The organism is Haliea sp. E1-2-M8, from assembly GCF_030649675.1.
GTDB lineage: Bacteria > Pseudomonadota > Gammaproteobacteria > Pseudomonadales > Halieaceae > Haliea.
This window is the reverse complement of sequence record NZ_JAUTDR010000013.1, coordinates 1-19,885: the sequence shown is the minus strand read 5'-3', so window position 1 is coordinate 19,885 and position 19,885 is coordinate 1. Positions and strand designations below refer to the sequence as shown.

Annotated in this window: 17 protein-coding genes; 13 read left to right on the top strand and 4 right to left on the bottom strand. The window is 66.0% G+C overall.

Going from position 1 to position 19,885, the window contains the following annotated elements; translation table 11 throughout:
* Positions 1–16 precede the first annotated feature (16 nt).
* The 10 genes from ileS to Q6D67_RS12275 all read left to right on the top strand — a co-directional run bounded on the left by ileS (position 17) and on the right by Q6D67_RS12275 (position 10,749).
* Positions 17–2,821 (top strand): isoleucine--tRNA ligase, encoded by a 2,805-nt coding sequence (ileS, locus tag Q6D67_RS12320; RefSeq protein ID WP_304705915.1) that lies wholly within the window; start codon positions 17–19, stop codon positions 2,819–2,821.
* Entirely contained in the window at positions 2,814–3,320 is a 507-nt protein-coding gene (gene lspA / locus Q6D67_RS12315; RefSeq protein WP_370551958.1) for a signal peptidase II, read from the top strand. Before ileS ends, lspA begins: the two co-directional genes overlap by 8 nt.
* Positions 3,307–3,783 carry an FKBP-type peptidyl-prolyl cis-trans isomerase gene (gene fkpB, locus Q6D67_RS12310; RefSeq protein WP_304705913.1) on the top strand — a complete coding sequence of 159 codons (477 nt, stop codon included), beginning with the start codon at positions 3,307–3,309 and terminating at the stop codon, positions 3,781–3,783. Before lspA ends, fkpB begins: the two co-directional genes overlap by 14 nt.
* Positions 3,783–4,733 carry a 4-hydroxy-3-methylbut-2-enyl diphosphate reductase gene (gene ispH, locus Q6D67_RS12305; protein ID WP_304705912.1) on the top strand — a complete coding sequence of 317 codons (951 nt, stop codon included), beginning with the start codon at positions 3,783–3,785 and terminating at the stop codon, positions 4,731–4,733. The genes fkpB and ispH overlap by 1 nt, the downstream gene beginning before the upstream one ends.
* A gap of 139 nt (positions 4,734–4,872) precedes the next feature.
* Positions 4,873–5,430, top strand: coding sequence for a GspH/FimT family pseudopilin (locus tag Q6D67_RS12300; RefSeq protein ID WP_304705911.1), 558 nt, complete (start codon positions 4,873–4,875; stop codon positions 5,428–5,430).
* Positions 5,427–6,032 (top strand): type IV pilus modification protein PilV, encoded by a 606-nt coding sequence (pilV, locus tag Q6D67_RS12295; RefSeq protein WP_304705910.1) that lies wholly within the window; start codon positions 5,427–5,429, stop codon positions 6,030–6,032. The genes Q6D67_RS12300 and pilV overlap by 4 nt, the downstream gene beginning before the upstream one ends.
* Positions 6,029–7,015, top strand: a complete 987-nt coding sequence (locus Q6D67_RS12290; RefSeq protein ID WP_304705909.1) for a PilW family protein — start codon at positions 6,029–6,031, stop codon at positions 7,013–7,015. The genes pilV and Q6D67_RS12290 overlap by 4 nt, the downstream gene beginning before the upstream one ends.
* A 4-nt stretch (positions 7,016–7,019) precedes the next feature.
* On the top strand, positions 7,020–7,565 hold the full coding sequence (locus tag Q6D67_RS12285; RefSeq protein WP_304705908.1) for a hypothetical protein: 546 nt from the start codon (positions 7,020–7,022) through the stop codon (positions 7,563–7,565).
* 17 nt (positions 7,566–7,582) lie between these two features.
* Complete coding sequence (locus tag Q6D67_RS12280; protein WP_304705907.1) at positions 7,583–10,291, top strand: pilus assembly protein; 2,709 nt, start codon at positions 7,583–7,585, stop codon at positions 10,289–10,291.
* On the top strand, positions 10,288–10,749 hold the full coding sequence (locus Q6D67_RS12275) for a type IV pilin protein (protein ID WP_304705906.1): 462 nt from the start codon (positions 10,288–10,290) through the stop codon (positions 10,747–10,749). Before Q6D67_RS12280 ends, Q6D67_RS12275 begins: the two co-directional genes overlap by 4 nt.
* Before the next feature lie 11 nt (positions 10,750–10,760).
* Here Q6D67_RS12275 and Q6D67_RS12270 read toward each other — a convergent pair whose 3' ends face one another.
* Positions 10,761–12,122, bottom strand: a complete 1,362-nt coding sequence (locus Q6D67_RS12270; protein WP_304705905.1) for a sigma-54 dependent transcriptional regulator — start codon at positions 12,120–12,122, stop codon at positions 10,761–10,763.
* A 5-nt stretch (positions 12,123–12,127) separates the two neighbouring features.
* Positions 12,128–13,753: a PAS domain-containing sensor histidine kinase gene (locus Q6D67_RS12265; RefSeq protein ID WP_304705904.1), complete on the bottom strand. Its 1,626-nt coding sequence runs from the start codon at positions 13,751–13,753 to the stop codon at positions 12,128–12,130.
* Between the two features lie 157 nt (positions 13,754–13,910).
* Between Q6D67_RS12265 and Q6D67_RS12260 the strand changes: the two genes are divergently transcribed.
* Entirely contained in the window at positions 13,911–15,542 is a 1,632-nt protein-coding gene (locus Q6D67_RS12260; protein ID WP_304705903.1) for an NAD+ synthase, read from the top strand.
* A 6-nt stretch (positions 15,543–15,548) separates the two neighbouring features.
* Here Q6D67_RS12260 and Q6D67_RS12255 read toward each other — a convergent pair whose 3' ends face one another.
* Complete coding sequence (locus Q6D67_RS12255; protein WP_304706030.1) at positions 15,549–16,430, bottom strand: outer membrane protein assembly factor BamD; 882 nt, start codon at positions 16,428–16,430, stop codon at positions 15,549–15,551.
* 91 nt (positions 16,431–16,521) lie between these two features.
* Between Q6D67_RS12255 and rluD the strand changes: the two genes are divergently transcribed.
* Positions 16,522–17,499, top strand: a complete 978-nt coding sequence (gene rluD, locus Q6D67_RS12250) for a 23S rRNA pseudouridine(1911/1915/1917) synthase RluD (protein WP_304705902.1) — start codon at positions 16,522–16,524, stop codon at positions 17,497–17,499.
* Positions 17,471–18,316, top strand: a complete 846-nt coding sequence (gene pgeF, locus Q6D67_RS12245) for a peptidoglycan editing factor PgeF (protein ID WP_304705901.1) — start codon at positions 17,471–17,473, stop codon at positions 18,314–18,316. Before rluD ends, pgeF begins: the two co-directional genes overlap by 29 nt.
* 114 nt (positions 18,317–18,430) lie before the next feature.
* Here the strand turns inward: pgeF and Q6D67_RS12240 are convergent.
* The coding region (locus Q6D67_RS12240) for an HNH endonuclease signature motif containing protein (protein ID WP_304705900.1) at positions 18,431–19,885 on the bottom strand (1,455 nt) is incomplete at its 5' end.

Genomic DNA, 19,885 nt, shown 5'->3' with positions numbered 1-19,885 from the left:
CGGGATTGAGAGTTGCATGAGTGATTACAAGGACACGCTGAACCTGCCGCAGACGGCGTTCCCGATGAAGGCCAGCCTGGCCCAGCGGGAACCCCAGCGGATCAAGCAGTGGCAGGAGCGCGGTCTGTACCAGAAGATTCGCAGCGCCAGCGCGGGAAGGCCGCTGTTCATTCTTCACGACGGCCCGCCCTATGCCAATGGCGACCTGCACCTGGGACACGCGGTCAACAAGGTACTGAAGGACATTATCGTCAAGTCGCGTACCCTGGCGGGCTTTGATGCTCCCTATGTGCCGGGCTGGGACTGCCACGGCCTGCCCATCGAACTCAATGTCGAGAAAAAAGTCGGCAAGCCGGGGGTTAAGGTGTCCGCCGCCGAATTCCGCCAGAAATGCCGCGACTATGCCGCCGGCCAGGTGGACCGCCAGCGCAATGACTTTGTGCGTATGGGCGTATTTGGCGACTGGGACAACCCCTACCTGACCATGGACTTCCAGTTCGAGGCGGATATCGTCCGGACTCTTGGCCGTATCATCGACAACGGCCACCTGCACAAGGGTTTCAAACCGGTGCACTGGTGCCTGGACTGCGGCTCCGCCCTGGCGGAGGCCGAGGTGGAATACCAGGACAAGCGCTCCACGGCCGTTGATGTGGCGTTTGTCGCGCTGGATCCCGCGGCCATCAGCGCCGCCTGCGGCAGCGACTACAGCGGCGAGATCGCCGTGGCCATCTGGACCACGACCCCCTGGACCCTGCCGGCCAATATGGCGGTGACCTTGCATCCGGAGCTGGATTACGTGCTGCTGGCGGGCGCGGGCCGCGCGCTGGTAGTGGCGGAAGAGCTGGCTTCCACCGTGGCCGCACGCTACGGCCTGCCAGCGGTCGAGATCCTCGGCCGCTGCAAGGGCCGGGCGCTGGAGCATCAGCTGCTCCGGCACTGCTACCAGCAGCGGCAGGTGCCGGTGATCCTGGGTGATCACGTTACCACCGAGGCCGGAACCGGCGCCGTGCACACCGCCCCGGCCCACGGCCAGGACGACTTCGTGGTGGGCGAGGAGTACGGCCTTGAAGTCTACAATCCGGTAGGGGGCAATGGCGTGTATCTGCCCGACACCGAAATCTTCGCCGGCCAGCATGTATTCAAGATCGACCAGCCCATGGTGGAACTGTTGACCGCCCGCGGCGTGCTGCTGCACAGCGAGGGCTATGACCACTCCTATCCCCACTGCTGGCGCCACAAGACCCCGATCATTTTCCGCGCCACCCCGCAGTGGTTCATCAGCATGCAGCAGAACGGCCTGTTGCAGGGTGCCCTGGATGCAGTCGAGCAGGTGCAGTGGATCCCAGACTGGGGCAAGGCCCGCATCGATGCCATGCTGGCGCAGCGCCCGGACTGGTGCATCTCCCGCCAGCGTACCTGGGGCTCCCCCATCACCCTGTTTATCCACCGGGAAACCGGGGAACTGCACCCGCGCACTGCCGAGCTAATCGAGGCGGTGGCACTGCTTATCGAACAACGCGGGATCGAGGCCTGGTTCGAGCTGGACCCGGCGGCACTGCTGGGTGCGGAAGCGGACGAGTATGAGAAGGTCAGCGACACCCTGGATGTCTGGTTTGATTCCGGCGTGACCCACGCCTGCGTGCTGCGCCGGCGGGCTGGCCTGCAGTCGCCGGCGGATCTGTACCTCGAAGGTTCCGATCAGCACCGGGGCTGGTTCCAGTCCTCCCTGCTGACCGGGATAGCCGCCTATGGCGAGGCGCCGTACCGACAGGTGCTGACCCACGGCTTCACGGTCGACGCCCAGGGCCGCAAGATGTCCAAGTCCCTGGGCAATGTGATCGCGCCCAACAGCGTGATGAAGGATCTCGGCGCCGACATTCTGCGCCTGTGGGTGGCGGCCACCGACTACCGCGGTGAATTGACAGTTTCGGACGAGATCTTCAAGCGCACGGCTGACTCCTACCGCCGCATCCGCAACACCGCGCGCTTCCTGCTCTCCAACCTGACCGGCTTTGATCCTGCGGCGGATGCACTGCCCTTCGATGAGTTGCTGTCCCTGGACCGCTGGGCCATTGATCGCGCGGCGCGTCTGCAGGAAGAGATTGTCCAGGCCTACGACAGCTACCAGTTCCACCTGATCTACCAGAAGCTGCACAACTTTTGCAGCAACGACCTGGGTGGTTTCTACCTGGACGTGATCAAGGACCGCCAGTACACCACCCGTGCCGACAGTCGCGCCCGGCGCTCGGCCCAGACCGCCCTGTACCATATCGCCGAGGCACTGGTGCGCTGGGTGGCGCCGATCCTCAGCTTTACCGCCGAGGAGATCTGGGACAACCTGCCGGGCAGCCGGCCGGAATCCGTGTTCCTGTGCCAGTGGTACGACCAGCTGCATACCCTCGCCGGCGACGAGGCGATGGGCCGGGACTACTGGCAGCAGGTGATGGCCGTGCGCGGCGCGGTCAACCGCGAGATCGAAGTGCAGCGGGCCGCCGGCCTGGTGCGCGGCTCCCTGGACACCAGCGTCACCCTGTTTGTCTCCGCGGAGCTGCAGGCACTGCTGGAGACGCTGGCCGACGAGCTGCGCTTTGTGCTTATTACCTCCGCTGCCACGCTGCAGCCGCTGGATTCCGCTCCCGAGGCTGCCGCGGCAACGGAACTCGCCGGCCTGCGCCTGCAGGTCAGTGTCGCGCAGGAGGAGAAATGCGAACGCTGCTGGCACCGGCGCCCGGACGTGGGCAGCCACAGCGCCCACCCGACCCTGTGCGGGCGCTGTGTCGAGAACATCGACGGTAATGGGGAGCAGCGCCACTTTGCCTAAATCCCTGCCGACCTACGTCTGGTATATCCTGGCGCTGCTGATCATTGTGCTGGACCAGCTGACCAAGGGTATGGCGCAACAGTACCTGGATTACGGCCGCCCCGTGGTGCTGACCAGCTGGTTCAACCTGACCCTGCAGTACAACTCCGGTGCGGCCTTCAGCTTCCTCAGCGACGCGGGGGGCTGGCAACGGTACTTTTTCAGCGGCATCGCGATAGTGATCAGCAGTATCCTGGTGCTGTGGCTGCACCGGCTGCCGGCGACCCAGCGTCTGCTGCCCCTGTCCCTGGCCTTGATTCTTGGCGGCGCCATAGGCAACCTGTGGGACAGGCTGGTGCTGGGCCACGTGGTGGATTTCATCTCGGTCCACTACGGCGGCTACTTCTTCCCCGCCTTTAATATTGCAGACGCGGCCATCACGGTCGGCGCTGCCCTGATGATTCTCGACAGCCTGCTGGCCTCGCGGCCGGACACACTGGAGGCAAATGACCCCTCGTGAGCAAAACCCCGTGACCCTGGATGTACCTGTAGGCGAAGGCACCCGCGTGTTCCTGAATTTTTCTGTCAGCCTGGAGGACGGCTCCGAGGTGGACAGCAACTTTGGCGGCGAGCCGGTCAATTTTGTCGTCGGCGACGGCAGCCTGCTGCCCGGCTTCGAGCAATTGCTGTTGGGCATGGCCCCGGGCCAGCGGCAGATGTTCACCGTGCTGCCGGAGGACGCTTTCGGCCAGCCCAATGACAACAATGTGCAGATCCTGTCACGCGAACACTTCGATGACGACGCGGAGCTTGAGATTGGCCTGGTGTTCTCCTTTGCCGACGCCGCCGGCGGCGAACTGCCGGGCTTGATCGTGGCGTTCGACGAGGAAGAGGTGACCGTGGACTTCAATCACCCGCTGGCCGGCCGCACCATCCACTTCGATGTGCTGGTACACCGGGTAGAGCCGGCGGAGCTGCACTGATGGAAATCCGGCTGGCGAACCCCCGCGGCTTCTGCGCCGGGGTGGATCGCGCCATCGACATCGTCAACCGGGCCCTGGATATTTTCGGAGCGCCAATCTACGTGCGCCATGAAGTGGTGCACAACAAGTTCGTGGTGGAGGACCTGCGCTCCCGGGGTGCGGTATTCGTCGAGGAGCTGGAAGAGGTGCCGGACGACTGTATCGTGATTTTCAGTGCCCACGGTGTGTCCCAGGCGGTGCGCAGGGAAGCGGGCCGGCGCGGCCTGAAAGTGTTCGACGCCACCTGCCCGCTGGTGACCAAGGTGCATATCGAAGTCTCCCGCTACAGCGATGACGGCAGTGAGTGCGTGCTGATAGGTCACTGTGGCCACCCGGAAGTCGAGGGCACCATGGGCCAGTACGATCGCAGCGCCGGCGGTGACATCTATCTGGTGGAGGACGAGGAACAGGCATCCAATCTGGTGGTGCGCAATCCCGAAAAGCTCTACTACGTCACCCAGACCACGCTTTCTGTGGACGATACCGCCAGGGTCATCGACGCCCTGCGCAGGCGGTTTCCCCACATCCAGGGACCGCGCAAGGACGACATCTGCTACGCGACCCAGAACCGCCAGGACGCGGTCAAGCAGCTGGCGGCGGAGTGCGACCTGGTGCTGGTGGTCGGCTCTCCCAACAGCTCCAATTCCAACCGCCTGCGGGAGCTGGCGGAACGCATGGGGGCCGAGGCCCACCTGCTGGACAGCGCAGAGGACATCGACCCGGCCTGGCTGCAGGACAAGAGCCGCATCGGCGTGACCGCGGGCGCCTCCGCGCCAGAGGTGCTGGTGGCCGCCGTGATCAAAGGTCTGCAGGATCTCGGTGCGACCGCACCGGTCGAGCTGGTCGGGCGCCCGGAGCACGTGACTTTCTCCCTGCCCCGGGAACTGCGCATCCCCACCCGCGAGATCTGAGTTCCCCTGTCGCCGCGGGCTCTTGGGGCCGCCGGCGTTCATCCTTTCCTGCCCGCTTTCATCAGATACCGCCCCTGGCTGGCAATGTGCCGCCTCCTGGGTAAGCTGAAAGGCAACAGGGAGGTGTTTCGTGGACAGGATGTCGATACGAAAACCAGCCCGGGGCCTGACCCTGGTGGAACTGATGCTGGTGCTGGCGCTGCTCGGGATATTCACGGTGGTGGCGGTGCCCGGCTTCCAGAGCCTGCAGCAGCGGACGCAGATGCGGGCCGAAGCGACCCGTCTGCTGGTGGCGCTCAACCTGGCCCGCAGTGAGGCGGTGCGGCGCAACCTTCCCGTCAGCCTGTGCCCCTCCAGGTACGCGGTCTCCGGGGTGCTGGCCTGCGACGGCGACTACCGCGGGGGCTGGATTGTGTTCAACAACCCCGGGCGCGACCTGGAAATTGGTCCCAACAGCTTGATACAGGCCTACCTGCCGATGCACCCGCAGCTGCAGCTCAGCAACCGCAGCGGCACCCTGCTGGCGGACGAGCTCATCACCTTCATGCCCGACGGTTCTGCGGGCCGCAACCGGACCCTGATGATCTGCTCGCGCGCACAGCCGGGCCTGGCCTCCTGGAGCCTGGTGATGAATATTGTCGGGCGCTCGCGCCTGGTGCGGGGCTGGGGCGAGTGCCCCCGGGAGGCGCTGGCGTGAACCGCAGACAGGGCGGGCTGGGCCTGATAGAGATCCTGGTGGCGGTGCTGGTTTTCGCCGTGGGCCTGCTGGGGCTGGTCGGGGCGCAGGTAAGCGCCAAGCGGAATGGTCTGGAGGCGCAACAGCGTTCAACGGCCACCGCGCTGGCCCGGGACCTGCTTGAACGCATGCGCAGCAATCCGCGCCAGTTACAGGCCTATCTTCTGGATAACGCCGCCCCGGCTGACGCAGCGCCAATCACGTCTCCCACCTGTGCCCGGTCGTCGGCCGCGGGGGCTGGCGCCCACCGCTGTACGCCGGCGGAGCTGGCCGCGCACGATCTCGGTGAGTGGCTGCAGCTGTTGGCGGGCGCGGCGGCTGTGGCAACCGTCGACGGTGTCGAGCGGCCGGTAGCGGGCCTGCTCGAGCCCCGGGCCTGTGTCGCGGTCGCTTCTGGCCGGGTGAGTGTCGCCATTGCCTGGCGCGGGCTGCAACCCTTGACCGGATCCGCGGAATCCAGCTGCGGGGCCGGCGGTGGCTGGTACGGCCCCGCCGATGAATTGCGCCGGGTGCTGGTCATGCGCAGCTGGATCGGGTGGTCCGCCACGGGAGCCGGCGGGTGAATCCGCTGCAGGGGGGGCTGTCCCTCATCTCACTGTTGGTGTCGCTGGCCCTTGGCCTGGTGCTCTCGGCGGCGGTCGTTGCCCTGTATCTCGAGGCCAAACACCAGTACCTCCTCGACGATGAGGCGGCACGGCTGCAGGAGAACGGCCGCTATGCAGTCAACCTGCTGCGGCGGGAACTGCTGCTGGCGGGCTTCTTTGGCGGTGTTGCTGGCAGCGCGCTGCCCCCGGCCCCGGCGACGGGCCCCGGTTGTGGCGTTGCCGGCCGCTGGCCATTGGGGCCGCTGCCGCCAATCGATCTGCAACCTGACTATCGCGGCGGGCTGCCGCGGACCGTGTCGGGGGGCAACCTGGACTGTCTGCCGGCTGCGGCACTGCAGCAGGGCAGCGACCTGCTGGCGACCCGGCGGGTCGCAGGTGCGGCCACCCTGGCCAACGGGGTGTATTCGCCCGGCGTGTCCGCGGTCGATAACGGCCACTGGTACCTGCGCTGGCGAGAGCACAGCGGCGACGCCGACTGGTGGCAGGCGGGCCTGGTCGATGCCGCCGAGGAGCTGGCCGGCAGTGGCGCCTGGTACTGGCGGCTATACCCGCGCATTTTCTATGTCCGGCGTTATTCCGCTGAACCCGCCGACGGCATACCCGCGCTGTGCGCGGAAAGGTTGGCCCCCTCGGGCCTGCTGACCCAGTGCCTGGTGGAAGGCGTCGAGTACCTGCTGCTGGAACTCGGGATTGACGAGGGCGGTGACGGCGTCCCGGACTACTACCTGCGCCATCCTACGGCTGCACAATTGCAGTGGGCGGTCAGCGCCCGGATCCATGTGCTCCAGCGCGGCCTGACGCCGCTACAGGGTTACCGCGACAATCGCCAGTACCGTCTCGGCCAGACCACGCTGGATATTGCAGGCGACGGCTACCTGCGCCGCGTGTTCAGCGCCACCGTGCAATTGCGCAATGCGGCCGTGCGGCCGGTGGCGGGCTAGGCCGGTGCCTGCCCTGCTGCAACAGCAGCGACGCTGCGGCGCAAAAAGTCAGCGGCCCCGCGGCTATATCCTGCTGCTGGTCATGGTGTTTTTGCTGCTGCTGGCAGTGCTGGCCGCTACCGCGTTGCGGGTCAGCGCGCTGGAGTTCCGCTTGGCCGGTAACGACCAGTTTCGGGAGCAGGCGCTGCAGCAGGCCCTGGGGATCGCCCGGGCCCTGGCGCTCAATCCCGCGCATTTCCCGCTCGATCTTGCAGTCGGTGACAGTCTTTGCGGTGAGGGTGCTACCTGCACTCGACCAGTGCTGCCCGCCGCGCCGTCGGGCCACGCGCCGCCCGGGGGTAGCACGCTGGATTACCGGATCACGCGGCGCGGCCCCCCGCTGGCGCCGGTGCCGGATTTCCGCCTGCCCCAGGCGCGGGCCTCAGGCGCCAGCGGCTGGCAGGCGGCGAGCTTTGAAGTACAGGTTTCCATTGACGGGACTGAAGTCGGGCTCGGCAGCGCCCAGGTAGTGCAGGGCGTTGCCCTGCTGGTGCCGGCGCAGTCATCCTGATGCCCGAGGAGGTTATTATGCCCAAGCAGGTAAACATCAGCGTTGCGCTCCGCGGCCCTGGTCAGTGCTGTCTCGTCTTGCTGCTGGCGCTGCTGCTTGCAATGTCCAGCCGGGCGGATGATGTCGGAATCCATATCCCGGACCCCACCCGGGTCCATCTGTTGTTGGTGCTGGAGGTAGAGCCGGGCGCCGCGGGTACGGCGCTTGCTGCGGCACTGGATGCGGTGCTGGCGTCGCCCCAACTGGAGGATATCCAGCTGGCATTGACCACGCCCGGGGATACCGCCGTCGGGCCGGAGTATCGTCGGCTTGGGGACCAACAGGGCACGCTCGCCAGCGCGATCACAGCGCAGCTGGAGCCGGCAGAGGGTGAGGAGCCCGCCGCTGGCGAGGCACTGTATTTTCTCCTGCGGCAGGAATCGCCACCGCAGGAGGAGAGCAGTTGCGCAGATTTTCAGGTGCTGCAGCTGAGTTCCACGCCCTTGCCCGGGGGCGCCGCGTTACCGGTGGCGGACCCGGTGGCGCTGCAGCGCAGCCTGGAAGAGGTTGCGCTGGGCCTGGTCAGCCGCAGCGGGAGCCTGGTGACCGCACTGGGCCCCCGGGTGGGCAGTGAGCCGGACGGTATGCCGCGGGATCTGTACCTGGGTCTGTTCGAGGCGCGGCCGCGCCTAGGCTGGCGGGGCAACCTGAAAAAGCTCAGGCTGGTGGCGAGCGGTGCGCCGGAGGTGTCGGCCGGGCTGGAGGGCAGCCCCGCGGCGCTGGCGTCGGTCGTCGACAGCCGGGGCGGTAACGGGCTTGAGCAGGAGGGGCCGTTGCGTGGCCAGATCAACGCCCGGGCGCTGACGTTCTGGACTGATGCCGACACCTTGCCGCCAGCGCTGCCTGGCGCGGAGGCTGACTCCGCTGCGGATGGCGCCGCTGTCGCCCGCGGCGGCGCGGGCCAGCGAATCCCCGGTCTGGATCCAGCTACCGCCACCGTGGGGGACGTTAACGGCAGCGGCCAACGCCAGCTGTTCACTGAGGCTGCGGAGGGGGCTGCCCTTTTGCCGCTCAATGCGGACCTGGCCACGGCCCACGAGCTGGCCCCCTGGCTGGGCACGGAGGATCCGGCCCAGGCTCTGGCGTTGCTGCGCTGGGCCCGGGGTTGGGAGGAGGGTTGGGAGGAGGGCTGGGAGGAGAGCGCTGCACCGCCCCGATCCCGGGACTGGCTGCTGGGAGAAGTGCTGCACTCGCGGCCGCTGGGAATCAACTACGGCGCGGTTGGCGCCGGGTACAGCGCCGCCAACCCCAATGTCAGGGTGCTGTTTGGCAGCGGCGACGGATTCCTGCGCGTGCTGGAAAATACCGATAGCGAGGGCCGGGAGAGCGGCCGCGAGCTGTACGGGTTCATTCCTCGCGAGCTGCTGGCGAACCTGGGCCAGCGCCATGCCGGTGCATTGCCGGCGAGTCAACTCCGCCACGGCGTCGACGGCAGCCCGGTGGCACTGGTGCGGGATCGCAACGGGGACGGCAATCTGCGCGCGGAGGAGGGCGACGAGGTGCTGGTCTACTTTGGCCTGCGCCGGGGCGGGTCCAGCTACTATGCCCTGGATATCAGCGACCCTGCCCAGCCGCCGCGCCTGCAGTGGGTTATCACCCGGACCGGGGGCGGGGACTTCGATGAACTGGGGCTCAGCTTTTCCACCCCGGTGGTGGGCCGGGTGAAGTTCGGGGGTCTTAGTCGCGATGTGCTGGTTTTTGGCGGTGGTTACCGCTCGAATAGGGATGCGGAGAGCGGGCAGGCGCGGGGTAACGCCGTGTATATCGTCGATGCTCGCAGCGGTGAACTGGTCTGGAAGGCACTGCGCGGCACTACCGCCGTTCGCAGCAACAGGCACGATGCCCATGCCGAACTCGACGACAGCATAGCCGCCGAGGTTGCGGCACTCACCGATGCCGCGGGCTATATTCATCGCCTTTACGTGGGCGATACCGGCGGCAGGATCTGGCGCGTTGATCTGCCGCCCGGGCACGGCGATAATCCCAACCACCGGGCTGACAACTGGTCGATCACCCTGTTCGCGGAGTTGGGTGGCGCCGGTGCCGATGACCGCGGTTTCTTTCACGCCGCCGAGCTGGTGCAAACCCGCAGCGGGCAGGGGCAGGCAGTGGATGGCGTCCTCATTTCCAGCGGCAACCGCGCGGACCCCGCCGCAACCGGGGTCGAGAACTTTCACTTTTATCTAAGGGACTATCTCAGCAGCAGCGGGGATGCTGCGCTGCGGGAGCGCGAGCCTTTGCGGCTGGCGGATCTCGCGGACCAGACCGATTGCGGCAGCGGCACCGGGGGGAGCTGCGCCGACGCCCTGACCCATGGCTGGAAGATTGCCCTGAGGGCTCCCGGTGAGAAGGGGTTGGCCAAGCCGCTGGTGGATGCAGGACGGGTGTTCATGAGCAGTTTTACCCCGTCCGCCGAACCCTGTGCGCGGACACCGGGGCAGGGCAGGCTGTATGCGATGGCACTGGCGGATGGCAGCGCGCTCTCGGGTGATCGCCGCGACCGCACTCTGGGCGACGGCGTCCCGGCGGAGATGCTGCGCATTGGCGATTATCTCCTGCTGCCCTCGGGCGGCCCGGATATCGCTGCCGGCCCGGATGGCACGCTGCTGCCCGGCCCGCTGCAGCGCTCGCTGGCTCCGCGGCTGCTGCAGATCTACTGGCGCCAGCCCGGGATCGACCGCCTGTGAACGCGGCCTCTGCAGGTAGCCACGGCAAGTTTTCGCACGGGATCACCTTGCTGGAACTGCTGGTGGTCATGCTGCTGCTCGGTTTGCTGTTGCTGCTGGTCATGCCGGCCTACAGCGAGCAGGCGCGCAAGGCGCGGCGGGTGGTTGCCACGGCCGAACTGTTGCAGCTGGCAGCGCGGCAGGAGCACTTCTTCGTCAATCACCGCCAGTACGCCGACGACCTGACGGCGCTGGGGTATTCCCTGCCCGCTGCTGTTGGCATTGGTGCTCAGGGTCAGGAGGTCACCGCGGGCGCTCTGTATGAGATTTCCCTACGAGACGAGGGGGATTACCGCTTCAGGGCGCTGGCGCGCCCGGTCGGGCAACAGGCCCGGGACGAGCGCTGTGGCACCCTGGGTATCGACTCCGACGGCGTGCGGACCGCGAGCGGCCCGGGTGGTTTGCGGGAATGCTGGTAGGCGTGCCCGGCTCAGTCGTCCAGCTGCAGCTTCTGCAGCCGGTAGCGCAGACTGCGGAAACTGACTCCCAGCAGCTTGGCGGTGGCGGTCTTGTTCCAACGGCACTGTTCCAGGGCCGCGCTGAGAATCTGCCGCTCGATGTCTTCCAGGTAGCTTTCCAGGTTGCCGAAGGCGGCCTCGACATCCAGCCCGTCGCTGCGGGCCGGATGCGTGGGCACGGGTTGTGGTGCGAACTGCAGGTCGTCCTCGTCGATCGCCGCACCCTCGGCCAGGGCAACCGCCCGCTCCAGGATATTCTCCAGCTCACGCACATTGCCGGGAAACCAGTATTGCTGCAGGGCAGCCATGGCGTCGGGAGCAATGGTGGGCAGCGGTGTGTCCGTGCTGGCACAGATGCGCGCCAGCAGTGCCGGCGCGAGTACCGGAAGGTCCTCCAGCCGCTCCCGCAGGCTCGGCACCTGCAGGTCAATGACGTTGATGCGGTAAAACAGGTCATTGCGGAAGTAACCCGCCGCAACCTCCGCCGCCAGATTCTTGTGGGTCGCGCTCAGCAGACGGACATCGACCGCCTGTTCCTCGCTGCCACCCACCGGGCGCACAGCCTTTTCCTGTATTGCCCGCAGCAGCTTGACCTGCATGGGCAGCGGCAGGTCGGCGATCTCATCGAGGAACAGGGTGCCGCCCTCGGCCGCCTGGAACAGTCCCAGCTTGTCGCGATTGGCACCGGTGAAGCTGCCCTTGAGATGGCCGAAGAATTCGCTTTCCATCAGCTCGTGGGGAATGGCACCGCAGTTGACGGCGATAAACGGCTTCTCCGCTCGCGGACCATTGCTGTGGATCAGCCGTGCCACGACTTCCTTGCCGACGCCGGATTCACCGTGGATATGCACCGGCGCCTGGCTGCGGGCGAGCTTGTTGATCTTGCTCCGCAGGGCGACGATCTGCGGTGCATTGCCGAGCAGACGGTTGTTCCCGTCGTCGTCCTCTGCCAGAGGTGCCGGCGCGTCATTGAGCCGCAGGGCGGAGCTCACCAGATTGCGCAGGCGCTCCAGTTCTATCGGCTTGCTGATGAAGTCGAAGGCGCCGGCCTTGAGTGCCGCTATGGCGGTCTCGACACTGCCATGAGCGGTGATCATTGCCACCGGGATATCCGGAAAGTCCCGCTGGATATATTCGACCAGGCTGATGCCGTTGCCGTCGGGCAGGCGCATGTCGGTCAGGCACAGGTCGGGTTGCAGCTGCGCCACCTTGTCGCGCGCCTCGCCCAGGGTGGCGGCGCTCGAGGAGGTCAACCCCATGCGGCTCAGGGTGATACCCAACAGTTCCCGGATATCGGGCTCGTCGTCGACGATAAGTACGGTCTGGGAGCTCACGGCGGCTACAGTTCCCTCTGATTTAGTGCCACCCGAAAGCAGCTCTCACCCTGTTCAGTCGTTCGATAGTAAAGGTCGGCGTTGTTGATTTCACACAGCTCCTTGCACAGGAACAGGCCCATGCCGCTGCCTTCCTGCACCGTGGTGTAGAACGGTTCGAACAGCTTGGAGCGCTCCTGCAGCGGCACGCCGGTGCCGTGGTCGACGATGTCGATCAGGCACTGGTTTTTGCCGAAGTCCAGTGCCACTTCGATCCGCGCCTGCTCGCGGCCAGTGGCCATCTTACTGTGCCGCAGGGCGTTGTCCAGCAGGTTGCCGAGGATCCGTTGCAGGTTCTCCTGGTCGAACTCCACCAGCAGGTCGAGGTAGCTGCAGTCCACGGTGATCTCGGCGACATCTCGCAGGCCATCCAGATAGTTGCCGACAAAATCCGGCAGCCACTGGCACAGCGGGATGTACTCGGGCCTGGGGGGCTCGCGGCGGGAGATCTGCATCACGCTTTCCACGGTCTGGTTCACCCGCTGACTGTGGTGCTGGATGATATCCGCCAGCCGGCGGTCGGACTCCGCCAGCCCGGGAGATTCCAGTAGCAGCTGCGCCGCGTGGCTGATCGCACCCAGCGGATTGCGGATCTCGTGGGCGATGCTCGCTGTCAGGCGCCCCAGGGAGTTCAGCTTGAGGGACTGGGCGTACTGGGTAACCGGGGTGTAGTCCTCGATGAACACCAGAGTCTCCCGTTCGGTGCCCGGCCGCAGTTCGCGGAAGTGTGCGATCACCGGCGGCGCCGACTCCATCACCCGGAATGGCTGGGCGCGGTGCTGGCCGCTGTCCCGCCAGTGTTTGAACTGGTGCGCCAGGTCTTCGCTGTAATCCAACAGCCGGCGGCCCTGTTCCATGGTGATCGGTCGCTCTGGCGACAGCAGTACGCTCGCGGCCTTGTTCATGACCCGCACGGTGCTGTTTTCGCTCACCAGCAGGATGCCGGTCTGCATGTGCTGCACGATCTGCTCGTTGAGCCGCTGCAGATTGTAAAGGTCACTGGCCCGGGAACGCGCCAGTTCCTCGGCCTTGCCGAGCCGGCTGGCGATGAACTGGACCATCAGGGAGACGCCGAAAACCAGCAGCCCCAGCAGGCCCACCGGAAACAGCGCATTGATATCCAGCGTGCCGCGCAAAACCAGCCAGACCGTGTCGGCGAGGATCGCCAGCACGCTGAGGGCGGCGATCAGGGTGGCCAGGGTGCGGTTGGGGATCATCACCGCCGCGGCGGCCACGGTGATGACCAGCAGTACCGGCAAGCCGCTCTCCATGCCGCCGCTGGCGTCGGTCATCAACACGATGGCAACAATGTCGATGAAAAAGACCACGAACAGCATGCGCTGGTTGTAGCGCCACTCGCCCGCCAGCGAGCCCAGCAACAGTGCGCTGGTAGCCAGGTAGGCCAGCGCCACGGCGACATACAGGGAGGGGTTGAGCACCCCGACCAGCTGCCGGGTGTTGGGGCTGACCAGCATGATCAGCAGCACTATCGACAGCAGCGAGCGGTAGCCGACATAGATGCGAAACAGCAGCAGGTTCTGCTGGCTGGCGCCCTGGGGGGCGGGCCTGGTGAGGATCGCGGGTCGAGTCACGCGCTGGCGTTGCCTGGTTGCGGTGGAGCGCCCAGTGTAGCAGGCCTGATTCTCCGGTGAACGGACGATTGATCCCGACTAAATGTGAACCGGGTCTGGCAGCGGCGCGGCCTTTGCCGGAAAATAGCACGTTTCTGACAGCGAAAGCGGAAGTCGCATGACCAGCCTCAATATACTCATGGCGCAGATGAACACCCGGGTGGGTGACTTTGAGGGCAACACTGCCCGGGTCATCGCTGCCATAGAGCGTGCCCAGGAGCAGGCCGCGGCGCCGGTGCTGGTATTCCCGGAATTGACCCTGAGCGGCTATCCGCCGGAGGATCTGCTGCTGCGGCCCAGCGTCGAGCTGCGGGTGAGCCAGGCCCTGCGCAGCATTTGCGCCGCCATGACCGGTGACGCCTGGGTCGTGCTGGGCTACCCCCGGCGCGAGGGTATCGCCCTGTACAACACCGCGGCAGTGCTGCACCGGGGCGAGATTGTGGCGGAGTATCACAAGCAGTGCCTGCCCAACTACCTGGTGTTCGACGAGAAGCGCTACTTCCAGCCCGGGGACAGACCCTGCGTGGTGGAAATAGCCGGCGTCCGGGTGGGTCTCACGATCTGCGAGGATATCTGGGAGACCGGCCCCGTGCGCGATGCCGTCCAGGCCGGCGCGGAACTGATCATCAACCTCAATTCCTCGCCCTACCATCGCGGCAAGCGCGTCGAACGCTGGGACCTGGTGGCGGATCGCGCCCGCAGCAACAACTGCCCTGTCGTATATGTGAACCAGGTCGGCGGGCAGGACGAGCTGGTCTTTGACGGCGGATCTTTTGCTGTTGACGCCCGGGGCGAACTGGTGGCCGCGGCGCCCAACTTTGTCGAGGGCGAATACTGGCTGCAGGCCGAACAGACCGGGTCCGGCATCCGCTTCAGCGGCCTCGATGTCGCCGCGCCGCTGGCTGAGCTGGAGGCAGTGTGGCAGGCGCTGGTGCTGGGGCTGCGGGACTACGTCAACAAGAACCGCTTCCGCGGCGTGGTGCTTGGCCTTTCAGGCGGGATTGATTCCGCCCTGACCCTGGCGGCGGCGGTGGAAGCGCTGGGGCCGGAGCGGGTCGAGGCGGTGATGATGCCTTTTCGCTATACCGCGCAGATGAGTGTGGAGGATGCGGCTGAGCAGTCGGCCCTGCTGGGCGTCAAGCACAAGGTAATTTCCATTGAGCCCATGTATGAGGCGTTCATGGCGGCCCTGCAGGAGGAGTTTGCCGGCACCCGCGTGGATACCACGGAGCAGAATCTTCAGGCCCGCTGCCGCGGGGTGCTGCTGATGTCCATCTCCAACAAGAAGGGTCTGCTGGTCCTGACCACCGGCAACAAGAGCGAACTGGCGGTGGGCTATTCCACCCTCTACGGCGACATGGCCGGCGGCTTCGATGTGCTCAAGGATGTGCCCAAGACCCTGGTGTTCGAACTGGCCCGCTATCGCAACAGCTTGCGCCCCTGCATTCCGCAGCGGGTGATCGACCGTCCCCCGTCCGCGGAACTGGCGCCGGACCAGAAGGACGAGGACAGCCTGCCGCCCTACCCGGTGCTGGACCGGATCCTGGAGCTTTACGTGGAGCAGGATTTCAGCGCCTCAGCCATCATTGCCACGGGCCTGGATGCAGAGCAGGTGCACCGTGTACTGCGCCTGGTGGACTTGAATGAGTACAAGCGCCGACAGGCGCCGATCGGGGTGCGGATCAGCCGCCGCGGCTTTGGCCGTGATCGCCGCTACCCGATTACCTCCGCCTGGACGCCGGGGGACTGAACCGCTCTATTTATACTGGGCGCGGCTGTCGAACTGGGGCACTTGCGGCGGGTCGAACAGGCCGAAGGTGGTGCGGTTGACGAGGGAGCGCTGGGGGCCGTCCAAAGAGTAGTCGCTGATGAACTTGCCGTCCCGGCCCAGAGCCGGATAGTCCGGGTAGTTCAGCTTCAGGATCGCAATGGCGTCCTCGGCGAGGTCGTTCATGCCCAGCAGGATATAGCCCTGGGCCATCACTGCCAGCCCATCGGCCACGGCCGGGGTGCGCTGGAAATTTTCCACCACGTAGCGACCGCGGTTGGCGGCGGCCAGGTAGGCGCCGCGACGGAAATAGTAGTTGGCGACCAGGATTTCGTGGCGCGCCAGCAGGTTGCGCAGGTGCACCATGCGGGCCTTGGCGTCCGCCGCGTAAGGGCTGTCCGGGAACCGGGCGACGAGCTGGGCAAACTCGGCGAAGGCCTCGCGGGCGTGGCTGGTATCCCGGCTGCTTTCATCGGTGGGCAGGAAGCGGGCAAAAATGTCTGACTGGGCGTTGTAGGCGGACAGGCCCTTCATGTAATAGGCGTAGTCGACGCTGGGGTGTTGCGGGTGCAGGCGGATGAAGCGGTCCGCGGCTTCCACCGCCGCCTCATGCTCGTAGGCCCCGTGGTGGGCGTAGATCAGCTCCAGCTGGGCCTGTTCGGCATACTTGCCGAAGGGGTAGCGCGACTCCAGCAGCTGCAGGCTGCGCACCGCGAGGTCGAAATTGCGGCTGCGCAGATAACGCTGGGCGTTATCGTACATCTGCTGCTCACCGCTGTCCGCGGCCAGCTCGTCCAGTTCGTCGTTGCCGGCGCAACCGAAGAGCAGGGCGACGAGCAGCAGGGCAATGGTGATCTTTACTGAATTCAACAAGGTGGCAACCGCTGGCGTGATAGACTTGGGAATTGACATAAGCTCGCTATTTAACCACATCACTCCCGGGGCTTAAACAGGAATTCCCATGGCAGACAGAATCCGCGCCCGGGCCGAAGTAGGCCCCGAGCTCGATGGTGAACGATTGGACCAGGCCGCGGCGCGTCTGTTCCCGGACTATTCCCGCTCACGCCTGCAGACCTGGATCAAGCGCGGCGAGCTGCTGGCGGATGGCGCGCAGTGCCGGCCCCGGGACAAGGTGCACAGCGGCAGCGAGCTGACCGTGGATGCGCTGCTGGAGGACGAGGTCAGCTGGCAGGCGGAAGCGGTGGCGCTGGATATCCTCTATGAGGACGAGGCCATCCTGGTCCTCAACAAGCCCGCGGGCCTGGTGGTGCACCCCGCTGCGGGCCACGCCGACGGCACCCTGGTCAATGCCCTGATCGGCCACGCCGCCAGTATGGCGCAGCTGCCCCGGGGGGGCATTGTGCACCGGCTGGATATGGAAACTTCCGGGGTCATGGTGGCGGCGAAGACCCTGAGCGCCCACCACCACCTGGTAGCACAACTGCAGGCCCGTACCGTCAAGCGCCAGTACTGCGCGGTCTGTATTGGCGCCATGACCGGCGGTGGCACTATCGATGAACCCATTGGCCGCCACCCCCGCCAGCGCAAGAAAATGGCCGTGGTCGCAGCCGGCGGCAAGCCCGCCGTCACCCACTACAAGGTGACCAGGCGTTTTGCCCACCACACCCGCATCGCCGTGAACCTGGAAACTGGTCGCACCCACCAGATCCGGGTGCACATGGCGCACCGCCACTATCCCCTGATTGGCGACCCCAGCTATGGCGGCCGCCCGCGGATCCCCAAGGGCGCCTCCGAGCGCCTGATCGAGGCCCTGCGCGAGTTTCCGCGCCAGGCTCTGCATGCGGAGGCCCTGGGCCTGATTCACCCGGTCACGGGGGAGGCGATGCAGTTTGACTGTCCGCTGCCGCCGGACATGGTGGAACTACTGCATGTGCTGGCGGAAGAAGACAGTGTCAGCGCCCGTCCTGATAAGGCCTGACTGGCCGGCGCCGCCCGCAGTCAACGCCCTGGTCAGCACCCGGGAGGGCGGTGTGAGCAGCGGGCCCTGGCAGGGATTGAACCTGGGCGACCATGTCGGCGATGACCCGCGGGCGGTGCAGGCCAATCGCGCCGTCCTGCAGGGCTCGTTGCCGGCGGGAAGCGTCGTGCAGTGGCTGCGGCAGGTACACGGCACTGCGGTAGTGCGGGCATCCTCCAGCGGTGCAGTGCCCGAGGCCGATGCCTGCTGGACCGACGAGCCCGGTATTGCCTGCGCGGTGCTTACCGCGGATTGCCTGCCAGTACTGCTCTGTGATCGTTCGGCCACCGTAGTTGCGGCCGCCCATGCGGGCTGGCGCGGACTCCGTGGCGGAGTGCTTGAGGCCACGGTGGCGGCCCTGCCGGTCGACCCCGGCGAGTTGCTGGCCTGGCTGGGCCCCGCCATCGGCCCGACGGCGTTTGAAGTCGGCCCCGAAGTCCGCGATGTATTTGTTGCCGCAGCGGTCGCTGCGGCAGCCCACGCTGCGGCGGCCGATGCCGGGGCAGCCCATGCCGCGGTACCCACTACCGGGGGCGACGCCGCATCGGGCTATGCCGCTGTCGCGGAGGCCGAAATCCTGGCTGCCTTCACCCCCGCCCCTCGCCCGGACCACTATCTTCTCGATCTCTACGCCCTGGCCCGAATGCGGTTGCGCGAAGCCGGTGTCGGTGCCGTCCACGGCGGCGGGCTCTGCACCCTGAGCGACCCCCGGCGCTTCTACTCCTACCGCCGCGACGGCACCACCGGCCGCATGGCCAGCTTGATCCAGCTCAAGTAACCCAAATCATTGCGATCGTACCGGCCGGAACGCCGGACCATCGATTCCGGCCCCGGCCCCAGAAAAACCTTAGAGCTTTCAAGGGACCCTCTTTCCCCATGGAATCCTCTGCCCCTAAAAATCTTCTGGCGCCAGGATCTCCGCGGAGGTGCCATTGAGACGAACGTCGAAGCACCCGCGGTGTAACTGCCGGTGGTGGAATCGGCACAGCGTCAAAAGATTATCCAGCCGTGTTTCGCCACCCTCGGCCCAGTGCTGGATATGATGAGCGTCCACATACTCTGATTCCTGGCAGCCTGGGTACTGGCAGACGCCGTCCCGCTCGCGCAGCGCACGGCGAATTCGCCCTGGCACAATGCGCGACTTTCTGCCCACGTTCAGCACCTTGCCGGCGTCATCCTCCAGTACCGTGACCAACGACGCATCGCAACTCAGCCGCCGTGCGGTGGAGGGCGACAGCCACGGTTTATCCTCGAAGTGCGCCCGCCCATGAGTGCAACACACTCCCGAGCGCTGCTCGCGCAGGGTATTCATGTCTACGTGCATCACAACCTGGCACCGCTCTGCACCCTTCAACCCCTGCAGGCCTCGATAATCCGGCCCCGACGCCAGAAAGTGTTCCACCATCGCCACCAGCGCATCGGCTCGCACCTGGTTCATGTGCTGCGAAAAAATCTCCGCGGAGATTTTCTCCTCCGCCCGGGCGTAAGCAAGATGGTCCGGCAGGGCTTCCCCGGCACTGTTTTCTGAGGTCTCTCTCACGCTTGCACCACCGGAGGGGGCCTCTGTGTGCAGTTCCCGGCTTGCACCGCCTTCTGCGCCAACATCTGGCTCTGCCTGCCCCGCCCCGCCTTCCGAAATCGCATCTGTGCTTGAGCCCCTGCGCTGCAGGATATTGCGCGCCACCGCTTGCATGCGCGCCTTCTGCTTTGCCTGCCACTCCTCCTTGCGTTCTTCTTCCAGCGGCCGAGCCACTGCCTGCAGGGCTTTCATGACCAGCAGCCCTTGCTCCGGCGGCAGCTTGGCATGAATAATCCACATGCCGTCTTCATCCTGAAACCAGTACAGTTCACGGGCCAGTTCGCGCATTGCTTCGGCGTCCAGCTCGGGAGGCGCGGCGCCATTCTCAGCTGCCTCGCCCGAAACACTGGCAGCTGCAAGCTCCTCCGGCCCCGACTCCAGCAATCCCGCAAGCCCTGGCTCTGCGACTGGTTCGTACCTGCTCACCAGCTTATCCAGGTGTCCCGCGCTGTTCTGCTGCGCCAGGTGCACCATAAAGCCCTCGTTCTCCGGCGTAGCTACCTGATCGCAGGCCGCACGGGTGATGGCGCGCACCTTGGAATAGGAGATGCCGCCCTCCGAGAAGGCGTCATTGACTTCCGGCAGCACTTCCAACTGCCGCGCCACCCGGACTTTCTCCCGCGCAGCCCCCAGCGTGATACCGCAATGGGCCACCAGCCAGTGGGCACAGGAGCGCATCGTTCCCTGCTCGCGCCAGCCACCACAGCGATCGAACTCCGCTATCAACCGCAACAAGCGGTGATTCGCTGCATTGATCTGTGCTGAGAG